Raw genomic sequence first — 12,384 nt, 5'->3', positions numbered from 1 at the left:
GTTTAAATTTCAGATCACGGGCAGATGTCTGGTATCATTTTATACCGACAAATGGCAATGCATTGGAAATTATTTCAAATGCAAATTTTGCAGATGTGCTCACATTATTTACAGGTGATTGCAATCAACTCACGGAAGTTCAATGCGAGCATTTAGGAAACAAAATTATTTTCCAAAACCCCAGTGCAAAGACAAAATATTATCTTCAGGTTTCCGGCTATTTTTCAACGATAGAAGGCAATATTTGTGTTGATATAAAAGAAAGGACAAGCCAAAAACCAGTTCATGACGATTGTTTGAATGCAACTGCCATCGTACTTGGACAAACTTGTATTCAAAGTCAAAATGTCAACAGTTTGGCAAGTAACATAAAAAGCAGTTGTATGGTTTACGCTGCTCCGGATATCTGGTATAGTTTTATAGCTCCTGCTGAGAAAGAAGTTGGAATTCAAATTCAAAGTGGGTTTATGTTCAATTATGCGATCTATGAAGGGCCTTGCAATAAGTTGACAGAAATTACCTGCGGCAAGCAGCCCGATCCATGCAAGGGATTTCTTAGCTTTAAAGGATTGATAGCAGGTAAAACTTATTATTTGCAAATATCATCCATAGTACATCCTTTAAGAGTTAGCGAATCTTCAATTTGCATCAAAATAGATCCGCTGAGTCAACTCAGCGCTTTTTCAAGCCTGGATCTGAATTTATCTACAGAATGTATTCATGGAGTTTTAGGGCGAATTAATTATACGGCTACCGGCGGAAGGCTTCCATATCAGTATACAGGTCCTTCAAACGATGAGTACTTTTTGCCAGGCTCAAAAGTGGAAGCCTTTATAGAAGATGCTTCCGGGTGTAGGGATTTTGCATCTTTAACAATACAGTGTTTGCCTCCTGAAAAGTGTAAGAATACTGATTTAGACATTCAAGTCACAAGCACTTGTTTAAAAGACTCTATTGGCAGACAAACAGGTATGGTAAAACTTGATTTTGCAGGAATAGGTGGAACCGGCGCTTACTTTTATTATGGTACAACTAATGGCAGCATTCTTCAGCATGGAGATGAGTATAAAGTTGTTTTAATTGATTCTGATTCATGTTATATTATTGAAGAAGGTAAAATAAATTGTCCACCCTTCGATTGTAATCAATCAGCATTGCGCATTGAACCCAGTTACGAATGCATAGATACCTTGCTTAAGGCTCGTTTGAACTTAAACATAAGCGGAGCTTTAGGAGGATACATTTTAACTGGTCATCAACCAGGAGAATTGCTGGAACAGGGAAGTATATTCAGAACGACAGTAACAGATGCTGCCGGTTGTAGTTTCCAAATTACCGGAGAAATTAAATGTCAATTTGACTCTTGCGCTTTTGCCAGACCTGAATTGAAAGTTGATTACAGTTGTCTTACAGATGCTAATGGCGATCGCACGGGTAAGGCGGTTTTAAATGTTTTTGCTTCAAGTTATGCGGGTGGTATCTCCTTTACAGGAAATCAAAATGGGGATACTTTAAACCATTTGGATACTTACAATATACAGATGACTGATACATTTGGCTGTAGTTTATCATCCACTGGAATCATTGAATGTTTACCTGTGAATTCAAGTAATGATTCTAAAATTAATATTTTAAGGCTATACCCTAATCCGGCAAACAAGAAAATAGCCATTCAATTACTGGTATCTCCTTTTTCGGATATTAAATTTACTTTATACAATAGCAGTGGAAAATCCTTTCCTTGTGAAATAGTTAAAGAAATTTCAAATAGCATTGAAACCTATACCATGCAAGTAGAGTCACTTCCTGCCGGCATTTATTATTTAAAAGTTCAGAATAAAACCACGAGTGACATTTTACGGTTTGTAAAATTATAAATTTCCCGAAACGCAATTCAATAAACCTCATTTAAATAAACGTTAAACCATTTTATGAAACAACATTTACATATTGTATTCCTATGTTTCTCCATTAGTTTTTCAACTCTAATGGCTCAAAACCAAGCTGACCTATTTACCAAAGCAAAAAGTCATTATTGGATCAATCCATCAACTCAGGAAATCATTCGCACAAGCGAATATTTGAAGAAATTTAATCAGGATTTTCAATACCCGGAATTGAACGAACTACATTTAAAATCTGATATCACAGATCAAAATCAAATTCGACACAGAAAACTGCAACACTATTACAGAGATCTGGAAGTTTTAGGCAGTGAATTGTTTATTCATAGTCAAAACGAAAATGTCATATCTGTGAATGGAAGTATTCCATTTCAATTAGACATTAACGCAACTGCAAAAATAGATATTTCAAGTGCAATCGAAATTGCCAAAACTACTTTACCTTCCCAAATGTATGCCTGGGAAAATGATGCTTCCCATTACCCTAAACCTCAGTTAGTATGGATGGATGAAGCATATCCGGAAATTTCCGGAAACATGCGGTTAGCTTATAAAATTGAAATTTACAGCCACCAACCTTTGGCTAAAAAAAGGGTATACATCGATGCTCAGAATGGTACCTTAATTCTTGAACATAATATTTTGATGACCTGCTTTGGCGGTGGACCAGGAGATGCGCATACCTTATATCATGGACAAAGAAGTATAGAAACAGAAATGGTCTCCGGACAATTCGAGCTTTTGGATTTGACAAGAGGCGATGGCATTGAAACTGTTTCCGCAACAGGACGAAAATATACAGACGATGACAACAACTGGGAAGCAGGCAGTTTTACACAAAGAAAAGGAGCCTTGGATGTTCATTTTGGAGCCCAGGCTACTTATGATTATTATAAAAATTATTTTAAAAGAAATGGAGTAGATGATAAAGGATCTAAACTTTTGAACAAAATCATAGATACAACTTTCTATGTAAATGCTTTTTGGGATGGCCTAGGCACAAATTTTGGCATAGGTGACTCCGTCATTACGAATCCTTTAACTTCATTGGATGTAGTAGCACACGAGATTACACATGGACTCACTCAACATACTTGTGGTTTGGAATACCTATATGAATCTGGAGCTTTAAATGAAAGTTATAGCGATATCGTTGGTAAAGCCGTAGAATTTGAATATGATTCTTCCAATTTTAACTGGTTGCTGGGTTCAAGATTTTTTCACCAAGCAGACACTGCGTTCAGAAGTATGTCAGACCCTGTTAGATTTGGAAACCCTAAAAATTATAAAGGAAACAAATGGGTTGCTAATTCCGGTGACAATGGGGGAGTACATTCGAATAGCGGCGTTTTGAATTACTGGTTTTATTTATTATCGGAAGGAGGGAATGGTAAAACTGAAAAAAATGTCGATTTTGATGTCAAAAAAATTGGAATTCGAGAAGCTGTTTCTATAGTATATGAAGCGATGACTTTGTACTTAGGCAAAACATCCAAATATTACGATATGCGCCAGGCTACATTAACTATTGCCGAACAGCGATATGGAAAATGTTCAGAGAACTATAAGAATATTGTCGAAGCTTGGTTGGCGGTTGGAATGGGTGCTCGCCATTCTGACAATGATCTTATGCTTGTTAATGAGAAAATCCCTCAAGTATCATGTAAAGAAGGTTACTTTCCAGTCGAAGTGAGACTTGTAAATTTAAGTTGTGGCATGACCATATCTGCAGGAACTGAAATCAATATGCATATTTCAGTGCCTCGCAGAAATAAAATTACTGAATTACTTACACTTAGTGAAGATCTCCATCCAGGACAATCTTTGATATATAAATTTATCCGAAGCCCTTTTATTGAAAGGACAAATATTACAATACAGGTTGAAGCAGAATTTATTGGTGATGCAGATACGGTTAATAATAGATTGCCCTTATTAATTTCTAAAAACGGCAATGGGGAACATGATTTCCGAGTCACCAGCATAAATGCTTCAGGTTCTATTTGTGAAGGAAGAACTGTAACTGCACAAGTAGTTTCTAATTATTTAGGTTGCCATCCTGTTCCTGTTGGAACACCTATTAAAATTACGCTTTCATACGATGGAAAATCTATTGAACACATTTTCGCTGTAGATAGAACCATTTATCCTAATGCAAATTACAGAACTCCTCAATTTGATATCAATCGCGAATTTTTAGGCCACCGCAAAGTGCTTGCAAAACTCGAATATTTAAATGATACACTGACTGCAAATAACAGCGCTTACTTCAATGCTGTCTTTATTGATAATGCTACTATTGGCTATTTAGAACCATTTACTGATTTAAAATTTGACTCCACTCTATTAGTGGTAAGGCCTGATTCAAATCAATTACTGGATATCAACTCCAATATTTTTGGTTCTGAAGCTTTGCTTATCTCTGGTGGTAAAATTCTAAATGATCAGAACAGACTGGTACCAATTGTAAGCGGAACTATTGGAAATATGTTCTCCAGTAATCCTAAATTCACTACAACTTTATATGCTTGTGTCAATACAGAACGACTTCAAAAAGCGTATTTGGCATTTGACTACTTGCAAAAAATAGGCAATCCTTTATATGACTCTATCCTCACCGATATTACAAGAGCTGCCGTTACAAGAGTCATCTTTAGAAATGAAAACGGACAATCCATAGGTAACGCAATTTACCTGCAAGATGGAAGCAGAACCCCGGAGATGAAACATTTTGAACAAGAAATTCCATTAACAGGTGGAACCGTAAGCATTGAAATTGGAAATCTCGTTCTGGAAGGATCATTGGACTCTTTAACATCTAATATTGACTTAAGCAAAGATTATGTCCTTTTGGATAATTTGAAAATATTTGGTGAAGTTGTAAAATCTGATAACGAAAATATTAGAAATGAGGTCAACCTACTACCCAATCCAGTAGATAATATGTTATTTATTCAATTAACTTCCAATACAAAACAAATAGTTGCTTTTAAATTAAGCAATATCCTGGGAGGGGTAAGTTTGAAAGACAAAATGCTCCCTGGCACAAAAAGCATCGATGTTTCAAATATGGTTCCTGGAACTTACATTTTAGAACTTGTTTTTGAAAATGGAAACTCACAGAACTTCAAAATAGTGAAACAATAATCTATAATTCGAAAATATTAAAAAGGATAAGCAAATTCTGCTTATCCTTTTTTTTTATATCTCCGGTTTAACATAGATGCCGAAATGCACATAGTTTCCTTTTCTTCTGTAAGTGCTAAGAGTAGCCAATGGCTCCTTATGAAATACATCAGAACCAGGATGCAAGTTGACCATAACACATCGTTCACAATCTTTAATTTTTAAAAATGGGATCTCATTAATTGTGATATTATTAATCTGATCTTCTACAAATGCTTTTTTCAGATCTACATAAATATTTGCTCTGAATTGTAAAGGGTGCAATTGCTTTTTGCAAGCTTCCTTCAGCCATTGTATGGAAGCAGTATTTATAACATGGATAGGATAGGCATCTTGAAAATTTAATAACATTTGAATATCCAAATTTCCTTTAGTAACTGTTTTGGTTCTTAGAGGTTGAAAAACGACATGTATTTTTTCGCTTAGAAAATCCGACATCCATTGAGCAAGTTCTTTTTGGGTAAGATAAGCATCTATTTGATGGCCCCAGATTTCAACAGATAATCTATCCAAAGCTTCCATCTGTTTAGGAAATTCAATAGCCGGGAATCGCGCATCGTGGGTCATGAGGATAAAAGAATGCTCTTTTTCTTCCATGAGCAAAGTATTGAGTTGCGGAAATGCCCTTTGTGTAATAAACTCCCCATTAGGCTTTGCTAACATCCAGTATCTATCATATTTAAGACAACCATCCTCCCATTCCAATTTTTGCTTGCGAACGGGTGGACCTGATTTAATAGGGTAGATATAAATCTGACGGCTATGATAGCTTGATGTATCCATTTATTGAAATTTAGGACTACCTTTACATCCCGTAACAAAGTAAAGGAATTTCACTATGGCTGCAAAATACATTTTTGTTACGGGCGGGGTTACTTCCTCTCTTGGCAAAGGCATTATATCTGCATCTCTTGCAAAACTACTACAAGCAAGAGGGTATAATGTTACCATTCAAAAATTTGATCCTTACATTAATATTGATCCTGGCACGCTCAATCCATACGAGCATGGTGAATGTTATGTAACAGATGATGGGGCTGAAACCGACCTTGATTTAGGTCATTATGAACGATTTTTAAACAAGCCAACATCGCAATCCAATAATATTACCACTGGAAAGATCTATCAAACTGTTATCGACAAAGAGCGTAAAGGAGATTACCTAGGGAAAACAGTACAAGTCATTCCTCATATTACGGATGAAATAAAAAGGAGAATTTCACTTTTGGGAGACTCAGGTTATCAATTAGTCATCACCGAACTAGGCGGCACAGTGGGCGATATAGAATCATTGCCTTATTTGGAGGCCCTCAGGCAATTTAGAATGGATGTTGGAACTCAAAATGTGGTAACTATCCATTTAACCCTGATCCCATATTTAGCGGCTGCTAAAGAATTGAAGACCAAGCCTAGCCAGCATTCCGTAAAAGAATTACTGGAAGCAGGGATCCAACCTGATATTCTGGTATGTCGTACAGAAAGACCCATCACCGACGAAATTAGAGCCAAACTTGCATTGTTTTGCAACCTTCAACGCGAGAATGTAATCGAAGCAATCGATGCCGATACAATTTACGACGTACCATTACTAATGCTAAAGGAAAAATTGGATGTCAGAGTGTTGGAAAAATTGAATCTGCCAACAAAGGCAGAACCTGATTTGAAAAATTGGAAAAAGTTTTTAGGACAGCTCAAGAATCCAAGCGAATCTGTTACAATTGGCTTAGTTGGCAAATATATTGAGCTGCCGGATGCCTACAAGTCCATACATGAGGCATTCGTTCATGCTGGAGCCTTTAACGAGTGCAAAGTGAAAGTCATTCCCATCCATTCTGAAGATCTTGAAAACGATCTCGAAGTCGAAAAAGCACTCAAAGAATTAGACGGAATATTGGTCGCCCCGGGATTTGGGGAGAGGGGAATAGATGGAAAAATCAGAGCTATAAATTACGCAAGGACCCATAAAATGCCATTTTTTGGAATTTGCCTAGGCATGCAATGTGCAGTTGTAGAATTTTTTAGAAATGTGGTTGGTTATAAAGATGCGGCTTCAACAGAGGTTAACTCTAAATCGACTCATCCCGTCATTGACATGATGGAAAATCAAAAAAAGGTTAAAAACAAAGGTGGCACCATGCGATTAGGTGCTTACAATTGCATTTTAAGCGACAAATCACTTGCTAAAAAATGTTATAAAACCGAGTCCATTTATGAACGTCACAGGCATCGGTATGAATTTAACAATGATTATTTGGAGCAGGCTAAACAAGCCGGTCTAACACCCACAGGAATTAATCCAGATCAGGGTTTGGTTGAAATTGTAGAACTAAAAGATCATCCCTGGTTTGTTGGTGTTCAATTTCATCCTGAATTAAAAAGTACCGTTGAAGCGCCACATCCTTTATTTATAGGTTTTATCAAAGCATGTATTCAGAAAAAAACTAAAAAATAAAGGAATTTGGTCCGCAAAAAAGAACTGGAAGAATTAAATCGGATCTCAAGTGAGGAATTTATTCAAAGTCAGAAATTTCCACTGATTCTATGCGCAGATAATATCCGATCAGGACATAATATTGGTTCTTTATTCAGAATTGCCGATGCATTCCGGATTGAATCCTTGTTGTTAGGACCGCAATGCGCGAAACCGCCGCATCCCGAAATCCTTAAAACTGCTTTGGGAGCCCAGCATCATGTATCCTGGAAATTGAGTCAAAATTTGGCTGAAGACTTAAACGTTTTAAAAGCGGAAGGCTATCAACTTTTAGGAATAGAGCAAACAATAGATAGTATTGCTTTACACCAATACCCCGTTGATTTAAATTCAAAATATGTATTGATTTTGGGTCACGAAATTAATGGCATCGATCAGTCAATCATCGAATTATTAGATGCCTGTCTTGAAATTCCTCAGTTTGGTGTTAAACACAGTTTAAATGTGAGTGTGGCAGCCGGAATTGCTTGCTGGCAAATTTGCAGTCGGTTTATGTAATTTATCTAATGCGTTTGGAATACCACAAATAGCGAAATCCCAACTGTAAATTCATATGTGCAGCTGATTTTTCCCAGGTTTTCAAAAGCTCATCAAATTCATAATGACCATTAAAAGTTCTCGAAAGCACTACAAATGCACTCAAAGTTGTTTGCCTGCTTAATCCGAAGTCAAATCCAAGCCCTAGACCAATTTCTGGCAAGAAACCTTTATAATCCGGAGCTTCATCCAGATTCTTAAGAGAAGTCCATACATGGTTTATACCAGGTTGAATTAAAATATAGAGCCCTTTTTCAAATACTTCGCCTTGTTTATTAAATGTAGGGCAATTACAATCATCTGCAAAATCCAATAAGTAAAATAAAATGGGCAAATTAAAAGCAGCCCCCATTTCGCTAAAAGCCAAATCCGAATCCAAAAAATCACCGGTACCATAAGCTAATGATAAAACCGGATGCATTTCAATTCGCACCGTTTTTAGCCTTAGACCATATGAAATACCCAAATCACCTGCCTTCAGAGCTTCAGCTTGCAAATGTTTGCTAGTTGTATTGGGATTCAAAAGGTGATTCATGCCCGAAACCTGGATACCAATTTGCGCAGCAATATCAAGCTTAAAAAAAGAAATGAATAGCCAAAATGCGATTTTACTTAGTTTCATCACAATAAAACATAATTTTTCAGGCTTTGTTATCTTTGCCAAAACAAATTTTGCGTACAAAAACACATAACAAGAGAAAAGTACAGCTTGTTACTTTAGGCTGCTCAAAAAATTGGGTAGATTCGGAGAATATAATAACTCAACTGGCACATAACAATTTCGAAGTCCAGCACAATGGGAAAGATTATGGTCCAGAGACAGTGATTGTCAACACTTGCGGTTTCATTGAAAGGGCAAAGGAAGAATCCATTCAAACCATACTCGAGTTTGCGAAATTAAAAACCGAAGGTAAAATTGAAACACTCTATGTAACCGGATGCCTCTCCCAGCGGTATAAAGAAAATTTGGAAGATGAAATACCGGAAGTAGATGCCTACTTTGGAACCATGGATATGCCTGCATTATTGTCTAGGCTAAATGTTGATTTTCGACAGGATCTTATTGGGGAAAGACTTTTGTCTACGCCTTCACACTATGCATACTTAAAAATTTCCGAAGGTTGTAATCGCACTTGCAGTTTTTGTGCAATTCCACTCATGCGTGGTCAGCATAAGTCAACACCCATTGAAGATTTAGTGCTGCAAGCCCGAAATTTTGCAAAAAATGGTGTCAAAGAACTCATCTTGATTGCACAGGAATTGACCTATTATGGTTTGGATATTTATAAAAAAAGAAGACTCAACGATCTGCTCAAAGCTCTTACAGAAATTGATGGAATAGAGTGGATTCGATTGCATTACGCATACCCTTCAAATTTTCCTTTGGAGATTATTGAACTCATGAAAGCAGAACCCAAAATATGCAGTTATCTTGATATGCCATTACAACATATTTCAAGCCGGGTGCTAAAAAGTATGCGAAGACAAATTTCAAAAGAAGAAACTACAGAATTGATCAAAACAATCAGAATTTTACATCCTGAAATTCATTTGCGCACTACATTTTTAGTTGGATACCCTGAAGAAACCAGTGAAGACTTCGACGAATTATGCGAATTTGTTCAAGAATCCAAATTTGAGAGAATTGGAGTATTCACTTATTCGCATGAAGATGACACCATTGCATCTTCTTTAAAAGATATACACAGCCCTGAGCTTAAAGAACAAAGAGCTCAACATTTAATGCAACTGCAGGAAGACATTAGTCTCGAACTCAACGAAAAGAAAGTGGGCAAACAATTTAAAACGCTAATAGATCGCAAAGAAGGAAAAAATTATATTGGCAGAACAGAATTTGATAGCCCTGATGTAGATAATGAAGTCCACATTCCTTCAAATTCTAATAAGTATATACGAATAGGTGATTTTGAAACTATTAAAATCACCAAAGCTGAGCCATACGATTTATTCGGTATTCCCGTTTAATTTAGTAATCAGAATGAAAAAACTTGAAAAATATTATGTCTCGCCAATAGGTCAAGGAATTCTTGCATTGAGCATATTTCTCGTATTGGCCTTATTCAATTTTGGCCTTGAACAAAGTCAACTCATTAACAAACAAGATCTGAATACATGGCTGTTTGCAACGTCTCTCCTTTTTTTTTATATTATGATGAGCAGCATTTTTTGCTTTAATGCCAATAATCGAATGCTTTACTACAGAAATGCAATTTTTACCTATGTAGGCCTCGCGCTAGCTGTGTGTTTGATAAGTTCAATGTTAACCGGTATAAATCTGAAAGCGGCAGCAAGTCACTCCTGGATTATATATGTACTCAGCATTGTATACTTAGTATTCATGGTCATTATAGCAATGATCCGAAAAATAGTTGACCTGGCACTCAAACAAAAATGAGCATCCATAAATCAAATTCAATGAAATTACATTTTTTATATTTAATATTCCCATTGATTTTACACCATGCATCTTGCCAGGAGAAAAAATCTCAGGCTACTGTTTATGAATCAAAAGAAAAGGGGAGAGATACTGCTATTAACATTCCAACTACTATTGTAAAAGCAATAAAATCACAAGAAGATTGGCGTAATCAATTAGATAAAGAATCATTTTATGTTTTGCGTGAACATGGAACCGAAAGAGCTTTTAGTGGCAAGTATTGGGATCAACACGAAAAAGGAATTTATTGTTGCAAAGCATGTCAGCTTCCTCTTTTTAATGCTTCCGATAAATTTGATTCAGGTACCGGTTGGCCCAGTTTTACAAATGCCATTCAAAGTCATCTCGTTTCTGAAAAAACCGACAACAGTTATGGAATGCAGCGCGTAGAAGTTCTCTGCGCCCAATGCGATGGGCATTTAGGGCATGTTTTTGACGATGGTCCTAAACCTACCGGTAAAAGGTTTTGCATCAATTCAGTTTCCTTGGATTTTGTTAAGAATGCAAGTATTAAATAAGCATTCATTTATCTCTTGCTGTTAAGTTTTACATCGTACCAGTCCGGCTCTTGAAATTTCTTCAATATTTGCACAACCGGTTAAGCTCATAAGAATTTTTAATTCAGAAATATAATTGGCCATCAATTCCTCCACGCCCTTATGTCCGGCTAAATGCATAGCATATACATAAGGTCTTCCAATGGATACAGCGTTGGCCCCTAAAGCCAATGCAATAAATATATCTGTTCCGGATCGAATTCCGCTATCGAGTATAACAGGAAAATTTTCGTCCACGTTTTTTCGAATATCTGCTAGACAATCCAAACTCGCAGCATTGTTATTGATCTGTCTTCCCCCGTGATTAGATACAATAACTCCATTACAACCTGTATCAACTGTCTTAATCGCATCAGCAGCATGCAAAATGCCTTTTAGAAAAATTGGTAAATTTGTTTGTGCTCTTAACCATTTTATATCATCCCAATTCAATTCAGGTCTCGAATAGCTGCGCGTAAAAAGTTGAACAGCTTTTATCGGATTTTTACTTCGTAGTTTGTCTAAAATATTGCCGGGAAACGAATTAAACAATTTTAGAATATGCAACAGCGATGGTTTACCTTTACTTTCATTCGAAATGATTTCATTTTCTAAACAAGCTAAAAAATAAGGATCTGAAGTATAATTTGCGATTCCTTTACCTTCCAGAAAAGGCAGGTAAGCTGTTTCAAGATCCAAATTTCTCCAACCAAGCATGACCGTATCCAGGGTTAACACGATGGCACTGGCGCCCGCATCTTCAGCTCTTCTGACAAAACTTTGCGTCAACTCTTTAGACTGGCTAAAATACAATTGAAACCACCAGGGCACATCTCTTATAATGTTTGCACAATGCTCCAATGAGATAGACGACTGGCTCGACACAATCATTGGTATGCGCGTACCACAAGAAGCCCTTGCTAACTCTGCATCCGCATGACGATGAGCAAGTTCTAAAACACCTATAGGTGCAAATAGTATCGGAAAATCGAGCTTGTAGCCGCAAAGATGAATAGACAAATCCGGATCTTTTAGACCTCTGCACCAGCGCGGCAGGATCTCGTATTTTTTAAAAGCCTCTTGATTATTTTTAACGCCACAATTATCGCCGGCACCAGTAAAAATATAATTAAAATATTTTTCAGGTAATGACTGTCTACATAATTGTTCTAAGGAATTATAATTCTGCGGGATTGAAGACTTTTTTCCAAAGATGGCGTCCAAATAAATTTGCCTTTGCCGCTCTATCCCAATTTTGAATTTCATTGTATA

Annotated in this window: 10 protein-coding genes; 7 read left to right on the top strand and 3 right to left on the bottom strand. The window is 36.6% G+C overall.

Going from position 1 to position 12,384, the window contains the following annotated elements; genetic code table 11:
- The first annotated feature begins 62 nt into the window (after positions 1–62).
- The gene (locus tag IPM92_06375) at positions 63–1,877 is read left to right on the top strand and encodes a T9SS type A sorting domain-containing protein (protein ID MBK9108005.1); all 1,815 of its coding nucleotides are present in this window, start codon (positions 63–65) and stop codon (positions 1,875–1,877) included.
- Between the two features lie 54 nt (positions 1,878–1,931).
- Positions 1,932–5,051, top strand: a complete 3,120-nt coding sequence (locus IPM92_06370; protein ID MBK9108004.1) for a M4 family metallopeptidase — start codon at positions 1,932–1,934, stop codon at positions 5,049–5,051.
- A 54-nt stretch (positions 5,052–5,105) separates the two neighbouring features.
- On the opposite strand, the gene IPM92_06365 is transcribed toward IPM92_06370, so the two are convergent.
- The gene (locus IPM92_06365; GenBank protein ID MBK9108003.1) at positions 5,106–5,873 is read right to left on the bottom strand and encodes an MOSC domain-containing protein; all 768 of its coding nucleotides are present in this window, start codon (positions 5,871–5,873) and stop codon (positions 5,106–5,108) included.
- Positions 5,874–5,928: 55 nt separating this feature from the next.
- On the opposite strand from IPM92_06365, the gene IPM92_06360 reads away from it, so the two are divergent.
- Both IPM92_06360 and IPM92_06355 read left to right on the top strand, forming a co-directional pair.
- Positions 5,929–7,542, top strand: a complete 1,614-nt coding sequence (locus tag IPM92_06360; GenBank protein ID MBK9108002.1) for a CTP synthase — start codon at positions 5,929–5,931, stop codon at positions 7,540–7,542.
- 6 nt (positions 7,543–7,548) lie between these two features.
- On the top strand, positions 7,549–8,079 hold the full coding sequence (locus IPM92_06355; GenBank protein MBK9108001.1) for a TrmH family RNA methyltransferase: 531 nt from the start codon (positions 7,549–7,551) through the stop codon (positions 8,077–8,079).
- Between the two features lies 1 nt (position 8,080).
- Here IPM92_06355 and IPM92_06350 read toward each other — a convergent pair whose 3' ends face one another.
- The gene (locus tag IPM92_06350; protein MBK9108000.1) at positions 8,081–8,740 is read right to left on the bottom strand and encodes a hypothetical protein; all 660 of its coding nucleotides are present in this window, start codon (positions 8,738–8,740) and stop codon (positions 8,081–8,083) included.
- Positions 8,741–8,790: 50 nt separating this feature from the next.
- Between IPM92_06350 and rimO the strand changes: the two genes are divergently transcribed.
- From rimO to msrB, 3 genes are read left to right on the top strand one after another with little or no spacing between them, the layout of a single operon-like run.
- The gene (gene rimO, locus IPM92_06345) at positions 8,791–10,104 is read left to right on the top strand and encodes a 30S ribosomal protein S12 methylthiotransferase RimO (protein ID MBK9107999.1); all 1,314 of its coding nucleotides are present in this window, start codon (positions 8,791–8,793) and stop codon (positions 10,102–10,104) included.
- Positions 10,105–10,117: 13 nt separating this feature from the next.
- On the top strand, positions 10,118–10,534 hold the full coding sequence (locus IPM92_06340; protein ID MBK9107998.1) for a hypothetical protein: 417 nt from the start codon (positions 10,118–10,120) through the stop codon (positions 10,532–10,534).
- Positions 10,535–10,554: 20 nt separating this feature from the next.
- The gene (gene msrB / locus IPM92_06335; GenBank protein MBK9107997.1) at positions 10,555–11,094 is read left to right on the top strand and encodes a peptide-methionine (R)-S-oxide reductase MsrB; all 540 of its coding nucleotides are present in this window, start codon (positions 10,555–10,557) and stop codon (positions 11,092–11,094) included.
- Between the two features lie 21 nt (positions 11,095–11,115).
- On the opposite strand, the gene IPM92_06330 is transcribed toward msrB, so the two are convergent.
- Positions 11,116–12,378, bottom strand: coding sequence for an alpha-hydroxy-acid oxidizing protein (locus IPM92_06330; protein MBK9107996.1), 1,263 nt, complete (start codon positions 12,376–12,378; stop codon positions 11,116–11,118).
- Between the last annotated feature and the right edge of the window lie 6 nt (positions 12,379–12,384).

This window comes from Saprospiraceae bacterium (genome assembly GCA_016719615.1).
GTDB lineage: Bacteria > Bacteroidota > Bacteroidia > Chitinophagales > Saprospiraceae > Vicinibacter.
The sequence above is the reverse complement of the archived record's forward strand: the minus strand, read 5'-3'. Positions and strand labels throughout refer to the sequence as shown.

Coding starts and splice junctions, on each gene's coding strand:
- IPM92_06370 (MBK9108004.1), top strand. CDS start 1,932: ATGAAACAACATTTACATATTGTATTCCTATGTTTCTCCATTAGTTTT.
- IPM92_06365 (MBK9108003.1), bottom strand. CDS start 5,873: ATGGATACATCAAGCTATCATAGCCGTCAGATTTATATCTACCCTATT.
- IPM92_06360 (MBK9108002.1), top strand. CDS start 5,929: ATGGCTGCAAAATACATTTTTGTTACGGGCGGGGTTACTTCCTCTCTT.
- IPM92_06350 (MBK9108000.1), bottom strand. CDS start 8,740: ATGAAACTAAGTAAAATCGCATTTTGGCTATTCATTTCTTTTTTTAAG.
- IPM92_06340 (MBK9107998.1), top strand. CDS start 10,118: ATGAAAAAACTTGAAAAATATTATGTCTCGCCAATAGGTCAAGGAATT.
- msrB (MBK9107997.1), top strand. CDS start 10,555: ATGAAATTACATTTTTTATATTTAATATTCCCATTGATTTTACACCAT.
- IPM92_06330 (MBK9107996.1), bottom strand. CDS start 12,378: ATGAAATTCAAAATTGGGATAGAGCGGCAAAGGCAAATTTATTTGGAC.